The 21,030-nt window shown below is 40.1% G+C and carries 12 protein-coding genes; 11 read left to right on the forward strand and 1 reads right to left on the reverse strand.

Translation table 11 applies throughout. From position 1 onward, the window contains the following. The coding region (locus tag F580_RS26635; RefSeq protein WP_040357543.1) for a hypothetical protein at positions 1 to 1,091 on the reverse strand (1,091 nt) is incomplete at its 3' end. A gap of 731 nt (positions 1,092 to 1,822) precedes the next feature. Here F580_RS26635 and F580_RS0116930 point away from each other — a divergent pair. The 11 genes from F580_RS0116930 (at position 1,823) to F580_RS0116990 (ending at position 20,963) form a co-directional block, all read left to right on the forward strand. Continuing rightward, on the forward strand, positions 1,823 to 4,243 hold the full coding sequence (locus tag F580_RS0116930) for a hypothetical protein (RefSeq protein ID WP_019028940.1): 2,421 nt from the start codon (positions 1,823 to 1,825) through the stop codon (positions 4,241 to 4,243). Between the two features lie 97 nt (positions 4,244 to 4,340). Further along, positions 4,341 to 7,463, forward strand: a complete 3,123-nt coding sequence (locus F580_RS0116935) for a TonB-dependent receptor (protein ID WP_019028941.1) — start codon at positions 4,341 to 4,343, stop codon at positions 7,461 to 7,463. Positions 7,464 to 7,608: 145 nt separating this feature from the next. Then, positions 7,609 to 9,117 (forward strand): alpha-L-fucosidase, encoded by a 1,509-nt coding sequence (locus F580_RS24820; RefSeq protein ID WP_019028942.1) that lies wholly within the window; start codon positions 7,609 to 7,611, stop codon positions 9,115 to 9,117. A gap of 187 nt (positions 9,118 to 9,304) precedes the next feature. Beyond that, positions 9,305 to 10,486, forward strand: coding sequence for an SGNH/GDSL hydrolase family protein (locus F580_RS24825; RefSeq protein ID WP_019028943.1), 1,182 nt, complete (start codon positions 9,305 to 9,307; stop codon positions 10,484 to 10,486). Between the two features lie 189 nt (positions 10,487 to 10,675). Further along, the gene (locus F580_RS0116950; RefSeq protein WP_019028944.1) at positions 10,676 to 11,044 is read left to right on the forward strand and encodes a hypothetical protein; all 369 of its coding nucleotides are present in this window, start codon (positions 10,676 to 10,678) and stop codon (positions 11,042 to 11,044) included. Between the two features lie 116 nt (positions 11,045 to 11,160). Further along, positions 11,161 to 11,550 carry a hypothetical protein gene (locus F580_RS0116955; RefSeq protein WP_019028945.1) on the forward strand — a complete coding sequence of 130 codons (390 nt, stop codon included), beginning with the start codon at positions 11,161 to 11,163 and terminating at the stop codon, positions 11,548 to 11,550. Positions 11,551 to 11,587: 37 nt separating this feature from the next. Beyond that, positions 11,588 to 11,995: an energy transducer TonB gene (locus F580_RS25635; protein ID WP_169338321.1), complete on the forward strand. Its 408-nt coding sequence runs from the start codon at positions 11,588 to 11,590 to the stop codon at positions 11,993 to 11,995. 259 nt (positions 11,996 to 12,254) lie between these two features. Continuing rightward, positions 12,255 to 12,692, forward strand: coding sequence for a hypothetical protein (locus F580_RS0116965; RefSeq protein ID WP_019028947.1), 438 nt, complete (start codon positions 12,255 to 12,257; stop codon positions 12,690 to 12,692). 1,064 nt (positions 12,693 to 13,756) lie between these two features. Next, positions 13,757 to 17,155, forward strand: a complete 3,399-nt coding sequence (locus tag F580_RS25640) for an Ig-like domain-containing protein (protein ID WP_020621318.1) — start codon at positions 13,757 to 13,759, stop codon at positions 17,153 to 17,155. A gap of 87 nt (positions 17,156 to 17,242) precedes the next feature. Beyond that, positions 17,243 to 19,288, forward strand: coding sequence for a right-handed parallel beta-helix repeat-containing protein (locus tag F580_RS26730; protein WP_019028948.1), 2,046 nt, complete (start codon positions 17,243 to 17,245; stop codon positions 19,286 to 19,288). 118 nt (positions 19,289 to 19,406) lie between these two features. Continuing rightward, positions 19,407 to 20,963 carry an alpha-L-fucosidase gene (locus F580_RS0116990; protein ID WP_019028950.1) on the forward strand — a complete coding sequence of 519 codons (1,557 nt, stop codon included), beginning with the start codon at positions 19,407 to 19,409 and terminating at the stop codon, positions 20,961 to 20,963. Positions 20,964 to 21,030 lie beyond the last annotated feature (67 nt).

Below are 21,030 nucleotides of genomic sequence, written 5' to 3' on the forward strand. Positions count from 1 at the left end.
ACTTTGGTATAACGATAAGCCCAAACGAAAGACCCTTCTGTCGACCCTCTTGCTGAAAGCTCATAACTACTATCGGGTACAATACCTTCAACTAAGCGACCAATACCATCAGTATGTTTATTTCGCCAATTATCAAGGTATAAATATACTCCATCAAAGCCATCAAGGTACCTAACATTGGCTGGATCAACCATCGCTGGATTGATGATTCTTGCCTCGCCCCAATTGTCTTCACCTGCGTATACATACGCTTGAGCGCCTGTAGAGGTTAACGGAACCCCCGTATGACCATCTTTACCAAATAAAATAGTGCCTGTACTCCAAGCATCACCTGAAGTATCAAAAGCAGTTAAGACATCTAATTCATCTTGAGGGAATAATTGCCCCTGCACTACCACATCGTCTGAATCAGGCTCTTCACCTACCTGAGTCATGACTAAATTATCAACCCACATTAATGAGCGTTCTGTTTCTAAAACATCTGTTGATGAATACGTTTCACTCGGCTGAGTATGAATAAAAACACGGAATCTTTGAGTTAAGTCTGCATCAGCGGGTACAGTAAGAGTATCAGCAAGGTCAACCCAAACTAAGTCAGAAACAACCACGTTGTCTAAGTCAACTATCGTGCGTTCTACTACCTCTTCGACAACTGGAGCACCTACTTTAGTGTACTCAAATGCAAACTGAAGGCTGCCACGCGTAGCACCCGTTGCAGTAACACTGTAACTCTTTCCAACTTCTAGCCCTTCAACTTCACGGTAAATACCACCGTTGTCGTCCGTTCGTTTGTGATTACAATAAGCTACATTGGTAGTATTTGGTGCTGGTGCATGCTCGGGAACGCCCGCTTTATCTCCTGTAAGCGAATCACTGATGAAACGACACCATCCTGTACCTATTTGACCCCAAGCTTGGGTAGTGCCATCAGACAACATTGGTCCAGCATTAAAAGCTAGGTTTTTATCAGTACCTGGGATGAATTCCATTTCACCTTCTGGAATTAGGTTTTCTGCAAATGCTGACGTACTTGCTAATATCAAAGCGCTAGTTATAGCGATAGCAACCTTGTGTTTTAATATTCTACTCATATTGTATTTATCCTTTGAATATTTTTTATTTATATAATTTTTATTGTTACTCAATAAATTATTCACCACTTGTAAGGACGTATGAACCAAAGAAATGTACAACTATATTTAAAAGTAATTATTAGTTTTTATTGTCTGATGTTATCAAACACAAAAATTATCAATACCAGCACGCGGTTACCGACATTAAATATAAATTTTTAGCGAAACATTCGACGAGTATCTAGGTATAATATTTTAGTCACCCCTGCTTTAAAAAGTAATACTTCCGTCACGACTACATAAAACGTATGTGAAATTATGTTGTTTTAATTAGAACAATAGGTATTAGAAATACAAAAAAACATTTAAATATGCTTGTACATTCTTTGGTTTAACCTTTCCTATATACAAATCACACTAACGGCAGGCATATTCTTGACTGCAATGCCCCAGATTCAACAACTGAATACACTCAAATTTATCGTACAAACCTCTTCTATATCTATCATCACAAAACGCCATTTGCTTTTATCTCATACCAATACCCATACCCATAAGTTTTTCTATTGAAATAGTCATGAGCTATTACCGAAATATAATAAATAGTTCAACGATATAAAACTTTCTTTATATATAGTTGTACATTTTTTTAATTGAAGCGTCCTAGGTACTGACGACTAATTTATTAAAATAATTAAAAGCTAAAAACTAAAAGCAAAAAATAAAAAACAAGGGAAAGGGGCGTAATAATGAAAAAAAACAAAATTACCGTGGCTATTGCTGCAGCATTACTCATGACAAGTGGTTCTGCACTTGCACTAGAGTGTCCGGATAGAGGTGATGGCATTACCGAAAATATTCAACATATAACATCGGGTGAAGTAGATGCGCTAACAAATTTTCTTCCAGCAAGTGATTGGGGCTATGGCTCTATTGCCATTGAAGATAAAGTTAATGGTGTATCCATAGAAACAACGGCTGGAACAGTCGCTGCTTATTCGGCCTATAGTTCAGGTTGGATGAGGTTTATGGATGATACTCGAACTGCAATAGATGATGGATTTGCCACAAATGCTCCCGACGGTGATGACGGGAATTATATTTATATGAATCAGGGGCGTGTTTTTCATAAAGGTGGTATTGCCCGTGAGATTTCATGTATTGAACCATTAGGTAGCTATGACCTTTCAGCCAACGCTGCAACTGAAGGCTCTTTAGTGTGGGCTTATAGCTACACCAAAGTTGGTGAAGACACAGAGACCATCGTAAACCTAACTGAAACAGAGCTATCTAATTCTGAATGGGTTACCGCTGAAGATAGTTTTAAAGCGCCATATGATATAGATGTAGCAAAACCCTTTAAAGTCATTTTAAGAACGGTTGGTGATGATACTGTTGATATTTATAAAACAGCCACCTCGCAAATTTGGGCGGATGACTTCTCATTAATTGAAAAACCTTTTGAGTCTGAGATAACCGAACCTAAGCAATATATTCCTGGAAATGTAGGTGAACTAAATGAACTAGACGCGTCAACAGTTTACCCTGATGGATGGCCTAGTAATGCAGGTTATATTAGCGCCGATGAGCATGGTAATTATTCACCTGAACTCAATGGCATATATATTCCGTCTCTAGGGACAGCAGGGATAGTGATGGTTCTTTCTGACCATTCTTCCGGTGATTTCAATAATTGCGCTCGTGCTCACCCTAATGCCGAGGGTGATAGCGATTTTACAGTAGATAGGTGTCTAGCCATTAACTGGCGCGGAAGTCACGATGCTGGTATTGCGCGTGTCATTGAGAATATTGTTCCAGGTGGCAGCTATGTTTATTCAGTTGAGGGTGCTTCACATTTTGGTATAGTGTTGAGCTACTCCTATACCAAGCTCGGCGAGTCAGAACAAACAAAGGTTATCTTAACAGAAGAGGCAGTTTCAGCTACTAATCCAGACTGGCCCGATTTATATCATTGGCACACCATGGAAGAGGCATTTAATGCCCCTAGAGATATTGATGTAACTAAACCCTTCCAATTGAATATATCCACTGATGATGACGAGCCACTCCCTAACAGTGATGGCAATAAACGGGTATTGTATGCTGCTAACTTCTCGTTAATTGAAATACCTATCGCTGGCGACACCGATGAAGATGGCGTAGTCGACACGGCTGATGCCTTTCCAGAAAATCCAGCAGCAGCTAAAGATACCGATGCTGATGGTAAGCCCGATGACTTCATGGCCGAATGTGATCAAACCTGTATTGATGGCTCTGGTTTAGAGTTAGATGACGATGATGATAACGATGGTGTGCTAGATGTTAATGATGGTCATCCTTTAGATGACAGTAAAAACGTCCTTATTTCAATTGAATCATCAACGGCAATTGCAGGCACTGAAGTGATGCTTGATGCCAGTGCTAGCATACCAAGCATGGATGTAGCTGGTACCATTTATACCTGGGAACAAACGGTAGGTTCTTTTGATCTTACTCCCTCGGGTCAAACCCTTACCTTTATTCCGCCGGTTTCAGAGACAAAAGTTGAAGCCGAATTTAGCTTAACCGTTGAAACGCCAACGCAAACTTACTCAGAGTTATACCCGGTAACCATTTATAAAACCCCCGCTACTATTACGCCAAATCTAGTCATAACCGGCCGAGATGAAAGTAATGGTACAACCGTGGTTGAAACCAGAGATCCTGACACCAATGAGGTGATCGAAACCATTGAATATCTCAACGTTATGCCAGGTGAAGAAATCACTCTTGATGCTAGTGGCGCTACTGATAGCGATGGTTTTACTTTAAGTCATAACTGGGAATGGACCATAACACAGTGGTGGAATGGACGGATTGTAGCCGAAGGAACAGATACAACGACGCCAACGCTCAGTTTTACTGTGCCGGAGTGGAGTGAGAGCTTCCCAGAAACCTTCACCTTAACGCTCACTAATAATGAAGCAGACATGGTTGAAGACTCATTTGAAAACACAGTAAAAACAATACCTGTTTATATATATATTGTTCGTAATGAAATACCTAAAGAAATACACAAATCTACCAAAGAAGTTGGTGGTGGTTCATTTGGCTTCATTGGGATGTTCTTATTAAGTGCATTTTCATTAATTCGACGCTTTGTTAAAACAAAAAGTAAAGCACAAAAATAACACCATTAAAGCGACTCAATCTTGTTGAGTGAAAAGACAAGATTAATGAATTAACACAATATATTAAATAACTTGATGAATTCAAGGTGGAAGAATAATGAAAAAATCAAAAATAAGTTTAGCGCTAATAGCCGCGTTATACATTCAAGTACCTACACAGGCTTTAGCACAAGAAGCTGAAGTTAATACAACCAATGAAACTAAAGCAGTAGCAGAAACTAAAACAGCAAAAGAAAAAGCAGCAGAAAATGAAGCAGCAATAAAACGGTCCGATATTGAAGTCATTACTATTGGTGGTATGCGCTCTAGTGAAATAGCAGCCATTAATATGAAAAAATTTGCTATGACCATTTCTGATAACCTTTCGGCGGAAGAAATTGGCGCATTACCGGGCCCAAGTATTGCCGAATCACTTGAACGATTAACCGGTGTTACCGGTAACCAAAATGAAGGCCGCAGTGACTCGGTTTCTGTCCGAGGTATGGGCGGACAATATACCCTGACAACCTTAAATGATCGCCAAATTGTCGCCCCTTGGGGCTCGCGTTCAGCTAATTTAAGTTTATTTCCAGGCGCAGCTATTCGAAAGGCACAAGTGTATAAAACATCCCGTGCAGATAGCATAGAAGGCGGCATCGCCGGTCAAATAAATATGGAAACCTTTAAACCATTAGAGGTCGATAAAAACATTTTTAGTTTTAATGCCGGCATGAACAGTGGTGAACAAGTACAAGATTTAACATCGGAGACAAACGATACTTTTCTTACCAATATATTTAATAAAGACAAGTGGGGCCGAAGTATTGATGGCTTGGTTAGTTATCACCTTAGTGATGATTTAGCGGTTTCTTTGGCATATTCATGGAAAGATGATGTTGAGTTTACCGAAAAAGTTAAAAGCGGTGAACTCCAAGGCAAGCAATGGCCTCGAGATATAAACGAAGATGGCATTAATGACTATTTCATGACTGCTGTTCAGCTTCAACCGCAAAGGCAAGACCGAGTGCAAAAGTCAGTGGTTGGCGCGCTACAATGGACGCCAAATGATGATTTACTGATCAGTGTCGATGTTATGCTAGCTAATTATGATTACCAAGGTACGCAAAACCAATGGAGTGCCTGGGGACTGAATAACGTTCTTACTGACCCGGCGCTAATGGACATAGACCCTGACACGGGGATATTGATGGGTGGCATGAGTAAAATCGATTCCCATCCACATAAAGCCTATAACGGTGCTGATGTTGATAGTAACTGGTCTAAGGGCAATGTCACCACAGATAATCGAGATGAAATTAGAGTTTTCGGCCTTAATTTCGATTACACCCTGACTGATAACTTAGCGTTAAATGTGGATTTAGCTCATTCAACCTCAGATAACTATTATAGTTGGCGTTCTGTGAGCGGTGTTTATGGTGATGATATGAACCATTATTTTAACTTTGGTTTTCATGATGAAGAGATAATGCTTGAATACCTTGGCAGTGATGTTGACGGTGAAGCTTATAACGCTGATACCTACACATTAGATCCAAGTCAACTCACCCATAACTTAAATAATCCTGACTTGTTTTATATAGACCATTTTGGCAATTCTAATTCAGTAAAGGAAAGCGCAGTATCAGCAGTTAAATTCGACTTAACCTGGGATGTAGATTTAGCCATGGTTCACCAAATAAAATTTGGTGGTAGGTACTCTCGTAATACTAAAGAAGACATTGCTGATGTCGAAGATTATCAAGGCGATACTATAGATATTAACGGAAACTTTGTAAGTGGTAACACTAGAGCACCCGCGCCAGGTGAGGAGTCCGATGGTAAAACAACTTTTACTGATGAAGAGTGGACAGCGCAATGGGCGCAAATGACCGATGTCGACTACCATGCGCTAAATATGGATCTTACCACTAACCCTTGGCAAAATATGGATGGGGTTACTGGTTTTGATGACACCTTCCATCTTGATGCTAGAACCTTTCTAGCTCAGCAAGCCCCATTTTTTCCAGAAAGGGTCTTTTCTGAAAATGACAGATATAGCAGTTATGAAATAAAAGAAGATACTACCGCCGCTTATGTACAAGCAGCTTTTGCCGGTGACTGGTATGACGGCGTATTCGGTGTACGTTATTACAAAACGGTACTTGATAGCACCAGTTTTGGCACTGACTTCACCCTTGAGCTACGCCATGATGGCACTACTGGGAAGCCAATTAAAGGTGTTTACGACCTAGTACCGGGAGAAAATCCAAGATATATTACCGAAACGTTCGAATATGAAGATTTATTGCCAACGTTAAATGTCAATTTCAGATTTATTGACGATGTCATCATTCGAGTTGGTCTTGGTCAAGCAATGATCCGTCCAAGTATTAGCGAGATTCATTCATCCATTCAACTTAAGAGTAAAGATCAAAAACACGATGCAAATCAAGAAGCAGGCCAAAATGGTGAAGTGTCAAGTATATCATTAGGCAAGGCGGGTAACCCTCGATTAGAGCCGATAACATCAACCCAAGCTGATATCTCTTTTGAATGGTATCCAACCCAATGGGATTATTATTCAATCGCTGCTTTCTATAAAGACCTAGACGGACTTTATGCCGTTGGCTCAACCTATATGCCGGTAAAATATGCCAAAGATAAAAATGGAGATCCAGTTACCTTGCCATTTACTTCTGAACAAAAACAAGAAGGCGGCGACGTTACCGGAATAGAGCTTTCAATGAGGCAAAGCTTTGCTATTTTCCATGAGTCTTTAGGCGGTATTGCCTTATCCGCGAACTACATGAAGTTTTTCCATAATGCCTACCAAGATTATAACTATGAATACCCTGGAGGCACGAAGAACAAAACTAAAGCGACTGAATTGTGGCATACCCCCTCAGGATGGATAGACAGCACCTACAACATCGCGTTAACCTTTGATGATGGTCGTCCATTCTCAGCTAGAATAAACTATAATTATCAAGGCGGTACGCCAGTTCCTGATGGCCCTGAAAAGTTTGTCCTGCAATACCCTGGTAAAAACTTAAGTGTTAGTCTGAAGTATAAGGTTTCTAAAGAGGTTTCGATTTTTGCTGCGGCAAATAACTTAACCAATGAAGTAACAACGAGGGGTAATCTGTCATCTAAGGAGTTCTCTACTCCTTCACCACATATGGTCTATGATATTCAGGCTCGAGGCATCACCTACTACGGTGGTATTCGTATAAACTTCTAGCTTTAGGCACCTAGACAATGGAATAAGCCTTATCTTGCAATGAGACAAGGCTTTTTCAAATTTTCCAATAGTTGCTCAGCCTGTGGTTAACATAGGCTCAGCAACTATTTTTTTATTAGCATTTATATAATTATTTAGGACAACAATGATAAATTTTAAACGTTATCATGCAAACATACTTAGGACTTTTTTGCTCACCAGTTTGCTCGCCAATAATGCTGTTTTTGCCGAAGAAAAGTACAATACTAGCCATGAGTCGTTATCTTCATATGATGTTCCTCAGTGGTACAGTGAAGGTAAATTAGGCGTTTTTATGCACTTAAGCCTGTTCGCGGTACCGGCATACAAGAATGAGTGGTATGCCACTAATATGTACTACAGCACCGACAATGCAAACATGCAAAAATATCCAGCATATACCAAGTCATTTAGTGATCATCACATAAAAACCTATGGCGATCGCAAGACATTTGGCTACAAAGACTTCATCCCTAAGTTAACCTTAGAGAAATTTGATGCCAATTATTACGCTGATTTGATTAAAAAATCTGGTGCCGCTTATTTCGCCGCGCCTGCTGTACATCACGATGGTTTTGCCATGTGGGATTCTAAGGAAATTGCCTGGAATGCCGCGAAAATGGGGCCCAAACGTGACGTGGTTGGCGAGTTAACCGCGGCGATGCGCAAAAAAGGCATTAAAACCGGGGTTTCCACCCATTACGGTAGGCACTGGAAGTACTATAACTTTCGCGAGCAGTTCGACACTTGGGATCTGGAAAATGAAGGCCTGTACGGTAAACGCCGAAAAGACACCGATCCACCACGTCCTGAAGATGCCCTGCAATGGGAACGGGTAATGAATGAGCTTATCGACAACTATCAACCTGACTATATTTTTGTCGATGGCGGTATTGCCGATGCTCATAATGAATATAAAACAGAAATATTTCGCGATGCCTTCAGACGTGTGGCCGCAAGCTATTACAACAAAAGCACAGACTGGAATAAAGACGTAGCATTATCTTGGAAACGCGATGCGCTAAAAGCCGGAGAAGCGATTCATGATAATGAAGGCTCGCTCGAAGGTGGCATTAAAGCGCGACCTTGGCAAGCACATTACACCATAAATGGCAGCTGGGGTTATACCGGAGAAAGAGCCGCTTGGCCAACAGATACCTTACTGCGTGGCTTTGTTGATATTGTCAGCCGCAATGGCAATTTATTGCTTAATATCGGCCCAAGAGCTGATGGCAGCTTAGACAAAGGCCAAGAAACTGCGCTACTTGAAATTGGCCAGTGGATGCAGGTTAATGGCGAAGGTATTCATCAATCTACACCTTGGCTTACTTTTGGTGAAGGTAAACTCAATAGTTTACAGGCGGGGTCAAAAGATACTTGGAAGTATGACAAAGCGGCTATCCGTTATACCCAAAAAGGTGATGTTCTTTATGCTTGGTTTGTCGATTGGTCCGAAAATGGCCAAGTTAAATTGCCGCAAGCGGCTCAATTTAACGCCAAGAACATTGAACTGTTAACTGCTAAAGGAAGTGCTAAAGGCGCATTAACCTTTACTGTCGAAGGTAACGACCTAGTTGTTGACTTGCCTAAAAACAAATCAGGTCAATTCGTTTGGGGCTTAAAGCTAACTAAATAGCCCTTCCCTCTTATTTCGAACTTATAAATAAATCAATAGGCATACCACAGAGTAAACCTTGGTATGTCTATCCCTTTATTAATTCAACAAATAATCAAGTCATAGCCACAAAGTTAAAAGTCACATTGAATATATGCACAAATATTTTAAATAGTGTTGTACAACACTTATTTTAAGGAAAATAGTTATGTCTCTCAAACTGACCATGTTATCCCTGTTGATGACAATAAGCATGGTTGCTAATAGTGCAGATTATTTTGAGTTACGTGACGGCTTGAAAAACTCAGGAATTGTCTTTGAGCAAACCAGTGAGGGGCGTGTTGTATTTCTGGGTGGTTCCATTACCAATATGAAGGGATGGAAAGAACTCGTTTCTGTCGACTTGCAACGACGTTTCCCGAAAACACAATTTGATTTTATTAACGCTGGCATTCCGTCGACAGGCTCAACTCCAGGTGCATTTCGGTTAGAAGGTGATGTTTTTAAGAATGGCCCGGTCGACCTCTTATTTACAGAGGCCGCGGTGAATGACCCCACTAATGGGCGTAGCAGTCAAGAGCAAGTTCGTGGTATGGAAGGGATTGTCAGGCATGCCCGTAAGCTTAATCCGAATATTGACATCGTGATAATGCATTTTGTCGACCCTTCGAAAATGGCGGTGTACAACGAGGGAAAAATCCCTTTGGTGATACAAAACCATGAAAAGGTTGCCGAGCATTACAAGCTTTCATCCATCAATTTAGCAAAGGAAGTCACTGAACGTATTAACCTAGATGAATTCACTTGGGCGAATGATTTCAAGAACCTACATCCATCGCCATTTGGACACAAGTTATACAGCGCAACTATTGCTAGATATTTCGATGCTGCATGGCCTAATAACAACAAAAAAGTACTGCCTTATGTTTTGCCGAAACAGTTAGATAAATACTCCTATGTTTCAGGCACGTTGTTGAAGCCCGAGAAAGCGAAAGCACTTAAAGGATTCAAGCTGGATCGCCAATGGAAGAATAATGTTGGTGGCAGCACACGCCCAGGTTTTGTAAACGTACCCATGTTAGTAGGTACGCAGCCAGGAGACAGCTTTGAACACAGTTTTGTCGGCACGGCTATTGGACTGTTTGTTGCGGCAGGTCCAGATGCAGGGATAATCGAGTTCAAGGTTAATGATGGCCCATGGACAGCACAAGACCTGTATACAGTCTGGAGCAAAGGTTTACATATTCCATGGCTTTATATCTTAGCAGCAGAATTAAAACCTGGAGTAAAAAATAAGCTCTATGTTCGCATTTCAAATGAGAAAAACAGCAAAAGCAAAGGCCATGCTTGTCGAATTGTGCATATCGCTGTTAACGGCAGTGAAAATTGAATATATTTAAACAATCGCAGCGAGGGACGCAAACAAGTCGCGCCCATCACTCTGATGTATGAACATAACTAGCGTTGGGTTGATACTTCAACATCATAATTCAATTATTTTTAAACTTAGTTGTACATTTTATCAACTAATGCGTCTTAGATTTATAGCTTAAATAAGCGTTAACTTTGAAGGCTGTTTATGAAAAATCGTACTATTAGTTTAACCGTTTTATTAATGTTATCTGGGTGCCAGTCAACTCCAAAACATGAAGTTACGTTTGTACCTGAATCGGTGAACAGTAACCCTATTGTCATGGTTCTTCCTCAGAAAAGCTGTAGTCATAATGTTCAATTTAACAAAGATAGTAATAGAGTTGTATTTGACTTTGCTTTTAATTTAGAAAAACAAAATGAAAAATGGGCTAAACCTATTAACATTAAGGCTTTAAATAATGCAAACAACCCAGCTATGCAGTGCATTAAAAAAGTAATAGCCTATCAGCGCTACAGCACAAAAGAACTTGAAAAGGACCCAATAAAATACACCTTTATTGCTTACAAAAATTAAAGCTATAAGCCATTCAAGCAGGACTTTTAACAGTTGGTTAGGTTCCGCTTTGCTTCACATTATAGCCAACTATTAAAAGCCTCTTAATGGGGCGTTAGCATTTTGGAAAATTTAATATGTATAAATTGATTTTAGTTCTTAGTGTCTTAACTTATCTGAGCGGGTGCTCTCTTGCTCAAAAAGGGGCAATGCTCGGAGCCTACGACGCAATCGAAGAAAACAATTGCATGTTGGCATATAAAAAACTTAGAAGTGCTGGAAGTTATTCAGATACTACACCTGAACTTAGAGCTGAAATAACCTATTTGAGAGCAATTTGTTTAGAAAAGGAAAAAAGATACAGAGAAGCTATTGGTCAACACTTATATCTAATAAAAACCTATCCAGAATCTGAATACTCTTATAGATCAAAAAGTAAAATTGTAATACTCAATAAAAGCCAAGAACACGTAAATAAAAAAGATAGACCAGCAAGTAAAGAGCATGAACGAGTCACACGCATATAATGCAAACAAGAAATTGAACAAGGACAAAGGAGTTAAGATGAAATTTTTGAATATACTAATAATTGGGGTTTTACTGGTTGGGTGTCAATCGACTAGCAAGTCCTTTTCTAAAAAGCCTATAGAACCTATTCCAACATCAGCTAAAGAGAACAACCAAATTTATCCAATTGTTTCGATTGTTCCGATTGTTCCTAAATACCCTAAACGTGCAGCAAAAGTTAAGCAGGAAGGATGGGTGCAACTTTATTTTGATGTAGATAAAAATGGTAACGTGATAAACGCCAAAGTGATTAAAGTAAGTCCCGAAGGGTTTGAATTCGGAAAAGAAGCTTTGCGGGTAATAAAAAAATGGAAATATAATCCAGTAATATCTAAGAGTCATAACGCTGCTTTAAATACTGTATTTGACTTTAAGTTAATAAAATTCAAACACTTTATCATATAGTTATAAATGCATAGCTATAAGGCGTTCAACTGGACAAATGTTATCGGTACAAAATTCAATCCAACTCGTCTAATTAGCTTTAATAGCTAATGTCATTTTTGGTGGTTAAAGCTGAAATAAAAACCTTTTGGCTGAATAACCGCTTTTGGTACAGAAGTTCCATTCAAAAGGATTTTAACGTAACCAGATTATTTACCTTACGTTATCAGCTGACTAGGAATGATTAACAGTCGTAAAATATAAATAAAATAGGATTAATATGAAAATTTCACTCATTGCTTTGTTGTTAATTTCTTTTTCGAGCTCTGCTGGCGATTTCGAGTTCGCTATAGGTGCTGGTCATGAGTATGGCGGTATACTTGGGGGGCAATTTGCTTATAAAACTGAGTATAGTAAATACTACGGTTCAGTTGGTGTTGTAGGCTTTTCCACTGGATTTCAAACAACATTTAGTAAAAACTCAAAACATGCTTATGGCGTTACTGTAGGAGCAGAAGCAATAGATAGCTCGGAAGGATTTTTATTTGCTACTTATAATTATCACTTCAAAGGTTTTTCTAATAACGGTTTCGTTATAGGGACAGGCATAGGTTTTACTAAAGGTGATGGAGTTCCTTTGGGAGGAGGCTGCTACGTTGATTGCCCAAGCACTGAAAAAAAAGCAATGATTACCTTAAATATAGGCTATAAGTTCTAGTGCATGGCGTTATCGAACGGCAGAGAGTGGCTGTGCCGTCGGTCAGCAGTGAGCGAACCACAGCCGTCCCACCCTTAACGAATAAGGCTCACTTAGTGTGCACAAGAGACATTAGAGTGTAAATTTTTGCTATATATTTTCGGCTCTTCTCCGCTTTAATGCAAATTAGTGGTTCTTCTGGCTAATCTATCATATTGATTTAAAGATATTTTTTCACCTCATTGAATAATAACTAAGTCATGACATCTATATCTTCATCATTTTTTCAACTTGTGAAATACAGTAAAGTAAAACGAAATTTTACTTTACTGTCTCCAGCAACTCGCATGGAAGCGAGTTACTAGACGACAACTAATCAATGAATAAGCCACATCTTACAATGAAACAAGCCTTATTAAATTTCCCCCAATAATTGCCTAACCTGTAATTAAAGCAGGCTAAGCAACTATTTTTTATTAATAAGCTTTTATACATTCAGTATAAATACCCAATATAAGCACATGATTAAAAATCATGTCGACCACTAAAACTCAAATCATTTTAAATATAGTTGGACATATTTTTACTTCACACGTCATAGATATAGACGAGTAATTGATTAAGTCCAATACCGGTAAGTTAGTAAAATTTCAAACCATCTTATTGACCTAAACAAATAGCTGTTAAGCCAGCTGTTTAGGTCAATACCAAAGCGAGGTCCCCTTAAGCTTCGTTAGGCTATTAGGTTTAGCCAAAAGAGCTTATCTTTTGGTTTTTTTATGTTGACGCATACATGGATGTAGAAGGTAGAGCGAAGCATAAGTATATGGATATACGCAAGTAGAACAACGCAGGAGCAGTTGTCGAGGATGCCAGAGCCGAGGATGAATGGTCATGATTTTAGTTCCAGACAAATCATAAGTACTGACATCCATGTCAGTAATATCGCGGGTACAGAGATGCACAGGAGCGTGTATTTATACCCCGTTGTTTATCTTGAACTATCGATATAAGAAATTGATAAAAGAATAAAAAACAAGTAGTTACCAGCAGTAGACTTACTTTACAGTACAAGGTTTTATAAAATGAAAACATTATTATTAGCGGCAATATTTTTACTAAACTGTCTTTTAAGTTTAACTGCCCAATCATTCGAATGGCAACAGCATGATGCCCCTGCGCCAATATGGCAGATAGCCCCAAAAATTGAAAATGGCATTCAAACCGGCCTATTTTTAGGGGCGCAAGACAATCATGTTTATTCTCTTGATTCCAATGGCGATACCCTGTGGTCATTTGACACAAAAGGTTTACCTTCACAGCTGATCAGTGCCGATTTAGTCGGTGATAGCAAAGCAGAAGTTATTGTCGCCACCCATGATGACGCAGGCACGCTTTATGTATTGTCCGATACGGGAGCAATATTAAGTCGTTATGTTCATGGTGTGCCCTTTGCGACAATCGGTGTTTCTACAGAAGGCTCGGGCAAAATATTTGGCGCAACCTATGACGGAATTGTCTTTTTTTTCGACACCAATTTAACTGTCATCAAAAAACATACTTGGAATTACCCAAGCACTGTTTGGAATAAGCCAGATACCTGGTATCAAGCGCTTAAAGTGGGTGATGTGACCGGGGATGGCAAGGACGACGTGGTTGTACTTGATAACAAAGGCGTGGTCTCGGTTTTTAATACCAATGGCTCACGCATTGCATACGATAAACTGGGTTCCAGCGGCAAAAGAGGCGATCTCTTTTTAGTCAATATCAATAACGATGCCAAGCAAGAGATCATTATCATTAGTGCGGGTGTCGTTAATAACAACTACACCCTTGCCTATGAAGGTGATGATGAGAATGGCAACTTGAGTATCCTCTGGACCTTTGGTGACATAACAACCAGTGCAGGCATGGCCCTTATTGATGATTTCCTACCCGCTGACGGCTTAGATGTGCTGGCTTTTGATCCAAGTGTTTTCGAAAATAACGTCTTTGTTCAAGGGCTTGATGCTGATGGTTTTACACTGCGTAATAAAACAAGAATTTACAAAGAGAATATGCGTCTGCCATTAACGGTTACCCTCAGTGCTGATAAAGCGACTATCATAGCAGGCTCTGTAGGGACGAGAGACAATTCTTATTACACCATTGCCAGTAGCGACTTCGAATCCGAAAATTACCCGCTGCTACCAGAAGTTAACTTGACGGCACCGGCATTAGCAACCTTGGCGGATAGCATTCAACTTTTGGATGACATTCCTCTGAAGGAAGGTGCCAAGCCTCACGTACTATTTATCAGAGGCAATGCCAACCCTGACTATCGAGATATGCAAAAAGACTTTTCCGATATAATGAAGGCATTTGAAGCCTTGGCACCGAACGTTAAAGTGGTATTAGAAATCCCCGTTAATACCAAAACCAAAATGACCCATCAGCAGTTGCTCGACCTTACCGATTGGCTCGAAGACGAAGATATTGCCTTTACTTTTGAAATATCATCGGGGTCGAGTCCTGCAAATATATCGATGGCTGAAGTAGCCGAAGTGCTCGAACGCGCTCCTAACTCATGTTATGGCTTTGCCACCGCTGAAAATGCCCGATATGCCCGTGCGGAAAACGATCCATGGAAAGAGGTCTTTTTTCCAATGGTACTTGAGGTCGCGCAATTGGTTAAAGCCAAAGGTAAAACGATTAATGTACAAGAAAATCAAGCAGGTTGGGCGATATATGCTGGCGATCCTGATGTTATCAGCCAATGGTTTGCACCTGAGCTTAAGGGCACGATTATCCCCATTGCTCGTAACAATGCTAATGGTGCTTATTTGGCCTATAACGCCCTGCTAGGCCTTGAAACGGCTGGATTTACCGACGGTTGGGGCGTTTCAATTCAAGATTGGATGTGGGTTGACCAAAGCAAACACCTTATTCCAGGCATGGTGCCTCGCGAATTAATGACCCGAGCAAATATGATGGCTGCTGCCATGGGCGCACGCTATTTTCAATTTGAACATGGCGTACCCGCAATAGAGGATATGAAAAAAATAACCTCTAATCCAAATTCGCCATGGAATCCGCAAGAAGATGCTGTGTTTTTTCAATATCTACGCAAAGGTATCTTCCCTGGTTATCACAGTAATCAACTGAAGAATCTATCTTCGACGGCCATTGGCTTAGAGTACAACGATGACTTATGGCAGAAAATAGAAGATCAATGGTTTCTTGGCTTGTGGGACTTTAACGCCAATTCAGAATTAAACAGTGGTGTTTTAGGACAACACACTGGCTTACAACCGTTACCTGAAAAAAACATCTACAAATACGTGTATGAGATTAAATATAACCGCGCCAATAACTTTAAAACTCCTTATGGTCTTGTACCCATAGTACCAAGTCCCTATGCGAAAAGAGCAGGTGCGGTTGATTTTGATTTGATTAAAACTGATCGTCATGTCTATTTAGGCAGCGATACCAAATACCTAGATAAAAATACCCTGCTCAATGCCTTTGAAGTCGCGGCAAGTCATCACCCTTTCCGATCGAATGATGCCTTTATGGCTGTCTATGAACACTCTCTCTATGAAAATAGTGTTGATGAAAACAGCCCTAATGAAAATAGTACGGGTTACTTGCTTTATATTGTCGGTACTGAATATTTTACCATGGACGATGGCGTTGTAACGATTGAAGCCGGTGACCAGATTGAAATTCTTTCTGTAGAAGATTATGCCACCGGACAAAACATTAGTGTTAATGGCAATGAAATTCAAACCACCATACCAGGCGGTGTTATTCGGGTTTTATATGTCAAGACAAACACTACACTGATAGCGGTTACTGGTATCGCCATATCTAACCAAAATGGAGCATTCCATGTTGGTGATACACAGCAACTAAGCGCATCGATAACGCCGAGCAATGCTGCCAATATCAGCGTCACTTGGAGCAGTAATAATAGTGCAGTAGCCACGGTGAATTCAACTGGCAAGGTAACGGCAGTAAGTGCAGGAACTGCAAAAATTACAGTAACGAGTGTTGATGGAAGTTTCACCGCATCAACAACCATAACGGTAACGACAGCCGTTGTAACAGACATAGCGGTAACAGGAATATCACTATCAAGCCAAAGCGGAACGCTATATATAAACAATACCCTGCAACTGAGCGCAACTATTACTCCCGACAATGCGACCAATACCAACGTCACCTGGAGCAGTGATAACAGCGCCGTAGTCACCGTAAGTTCAAATGGATTGGTAACCGCAGTAAAAAATGGAACAGCAACTATTACCGTTACTTCAACAGACGGTAGTTTCACTGCAAATACAACAATTACCATATCCCAGAAGGCAACACCTCCCAATAATACTGAAGATTCCAATGGTGGTGGCGGTAGTTTCTCATTTGCGGGGATTTTAATGATGATGGGCTTACTGGCTCGACCACGTTTGCAGGTCTTCTTACCTCGCTCGTATGGCAAAAAATAGCTCAGGTTGACACGGTTTTCGAAATACTCCGTTATTACCAAAAAGTAATAACGATGAATATATTATTAAACAGACAAGGTTTATAAGATGAAAGTTCTATTAATAACAATAACATTGCTACTAACATTTACGGCAACACATAGTTTTGCCTCCACCTATTATGTTAATGCAAAAAAGGGCAATGACAGGAACAGTGGCAAAAACGCTAGGAAGGCTTGGGCGACTACCTATAAAGTCAATCAACACACCTTTAAGCCTGGCGATAAAATATTGTTTAGAACAGATACTGCCTACGAAGGAGCGCTTATACTCAAAGGTAATGGCGAAGAAAATAACCCGATCATTGTTGATTCTTATGGTGGAGGTAAAAAGCCGCAAATTCATGGCCAAGGCTGGAAACCATATGCCTTATTACTACACAATGTCGAGCACTGGGAAGTGAATAATTTAGCCTTTACCAACTTTGGGGAAAAGGCTCAAGGAGGACGCAGAGGCGTTGTTGTTAGTGCAGAAAATATTGGTGAGCTGCATCACATCGTGCTGAACAACCTGACCATCTCACATGTAAATGGCAAGTTATCTAAAAAAGAGGGTGCTGGTGGTGGCATTTTAATTAAAAACAATGATGGTGGCGTTAAAACTACCGCCGTTACAAAAGGTGAAATTGACGCCCTGACAGGCTTTCCTACAGATGATTGGGATATTGGTACAGTCAAAGTCGATCAAGACTCGGCTCTTTATATTGAAACAAAAACAGGTAAAACGAAGGCATACGATGCTCATGGTTCTGGCTGGGTTCGATACATGAATCATACTCGAACAAAGGTTGAAAATGGATTTAGTACACTTGCCCCTGAAGGCTCAGATGGTGTTTATCTATACATAAACGAAGGACGATCTTCTCATAAGCACGGTATTGCCCGTGAAATTGAAAACATTAACCTTAATAGTGATTATGTTGTTTCGGCTGATGGTGCGGCACTAGGCTCTTTAGTTTGGGGTTATAGTTATACTAAATTCGGTCAAACAAATGAGACATCAGTCACCTTAACTAATGAAGTTAACTCTGATCTAACTTGGGTAACTATTGAAGATACCTTTAAAACGCCAAAAGATATTGATACTAACAAGCCGTTTAAAATTTTCTTGAGAACGGTAGGTGAAGATTTGATAAACATTTACAAAACGGCTAAGTCGCAAATGTGGGTTGATAACTATTCTTTGACTCAAACCAGTGGCGGTGCTATCCCTTCTCGGTTCATCGACTTACAAATTTTAAATAATCATATTCATAATACCCAGCGAAATGGCATCAACTTTCAAGGTATTGCTAGCAGAAAAAATTGGTACCCTAGTCTTGATGTGGTCATAAAAGGTAACGTCATCGAGAAAGTACCTGGTGATGGCATTGTTGTCATCGGCACCGATGGCGCATTAGTTGAAGGCAATTTGCTACGAGACTTCCCTGATACCTTGCCCGAAGGTGATGCTGCCGCAGGCATATGGCCGTGGAGCGCTGACAATACCCTCATTCAATATAATGAAGTGAGCGGTCATAAAGCTAAATGGGATGGCCAAGGTTTTGATTCAGACTTCAATTCTATCGGTACTATTATTCAGCATAACTACAGCCATGATAACTACGGTGGTTTCTTATTGGTGTGTAACAACGGTAAAAAATATAAACAAGATAAAAACATTGGCACCGTAAAAACCATTATTCGCGGTAATGTCAGTATTAATGATGGCATACGTCCCTACCCTACTCACAAAGGCATGTTTTCTCCTACATTCCACTTAACCGGACCTATTGAAAATACTCATATTTATGACAATTTGATTATTATTCCTAAAAAAGCTCAAGGTGTAGATAATACTTTAGTTGATATGGATAACTGGGGTGGCCCTTGGCCTATGAATACCCTATTGGAAAACAATGAAATTCACTTTGAAGATGAAATTAAAATCAGCCTAAAAGAGATAAAAGATGTCTTTTTCAAAAACAACAGTTTTTCTAATCAAGTCAATGGATTCGACTCAACAGGCAATAATATTAAGCAAGAATATTCTTTCGACTTAAAAAAATTACAGAGTTTAGCGCAAAAGAAACTTAACAACAACAAAGTGTATTAAGCAAACAAATCATGAGCGACTTTTTACACCCTAATGTAGATCAATACCCCGTTTGGGCTGAAGCTATTGAACCACCCCTTAAAAAATCAATAATAAGACTATTTAGTAAGAAACAAAAATGAAATCTATAAAAAATATCGCAAAAAAAACTTTGCTTTGCATGTCGATGGCAGTAATCGCCTCTTGTAGTAACCAAGACGATGCATCTTCTCAGTCCGAAGATGATACCTTTGCAGAGCTCAATGCCGTGGCCAATATGGCCGCAAACATGACTGGTACTGCCAAACAAGATAAAGGCTTGCCTGGTCGTTATCAGTTACAAAACCCTTTAGCTCTTACTGAAAAGGCACAATGGTTTAGAACCGCAGGCTTGGGCCTGTTTATTCACTGGGGGCCCGCCTCAGTGCCTGATATCGAAGATGTCTGGCGAATGAGGCAAGCAAAGAAGGGGCAGCCAAGTCAGCCTAAAATTGTGCCAGAAGATTATTATAATCGTGCGCCAAAAGGTTTTACCGCGGCTAATTATCAGCCTAAAAAGTGGCTTGATGCCGCTAAAAAAGCAGGTTTTAAATATACCATACTGACCTCAAAGCATCATGATGGTTATACCTTATGGCCAAGTAAGCACACCGACCTTGGCGTACAAAAATACTTAGGCGGACAAGATTTACTACAGCCTTATGTTGATGCTGCGCGTGATAATGACATGAAAGTAGGCTTTTATTTCTCTGCGGTTGATTGGCATTTAGATAAAGGTTACATGAACTATAAATGGGGTAATAACGGCATGGGCTGGGACTTTTATGGCAAGCCATTAAACCCCAACTCAGTAGAAAAGCTTCCGCTTGAAATCGTTGAACAAAAACGTCAAATGGCTTTTGAAGTCATGGAAAAATACCAACCCGATATTTGGTGGTGGGATACTGGTTTGCCGGTGAGTTTTGAAGAAACCGCCCAAAAATATAATCCCGATATGCTATTTAACAATCGTGGTAATTGGTACCACGATGGCAAGAATAAAGGCAAATTCCCAGGTTCAAGTTATGTCACCCCAGAAGGCTTTCATAGCTTAGAGTGGCAACATGTTAAAAAGCTCATTGAGCAAGATACCCCATGGGAAGTGTGCATGACCTTTAACCGCTCTGGCTGGTTTTATCATGCCAATAATGACTTAGGAAACCAAACCGGTAATTTAACCGACACACTTTATGCTTTGGCCAGAATACGTTCTTGGCAAGGCAATATGCTGTTAAATATGTCACCACGTGAAGACGGCACTCTTGCTCCTGCTAATTATAAAGCCATGGAAACCATGAGCCGTTGGATGGCTTGGGCAGATGTCTCTATATTTGAGACTAAAGGTACGCATTTTCCTGAGCAATCCAATGTGCCTATTACCACATCAGTTGATGGTAACACTTGGTATTTACATGCCAGACCTGGAGAACAGAAAGATTCCAAGTCTTGGGGTCGATGGAAAAAGCCCTATTACACCCATACTGAACCTGGTAAAGCAATTAAAGTTCAAGATGTTCCGGTGATTAAAGCAGTCACATTATTGCGCACCGGTGAGTCTGTTGAGTTTAGCTATATTGAAGGCGAGTTAGTCATCGACAACCCAGCTGCAGGGCCTGATGGTTTACATGAAGTAATAAAGTTAACGTTAGCTAAGTAGCCCACGACAAATAGAATGATGAACGTTGCATTAAGTCCTTATTGTATATAATAAGACATAATGGTAA

Source organism: Colwellia piezophila ATCC BAA-637 (assembly GCF_000378625.1).
Classification (GTDB): domain Bacteria; phylum Pseudomonadota; class Gammaproteobacteria; order Enterobacterales; family Alteromonadaceae; genus Colwellia; species Colwellia piezophila.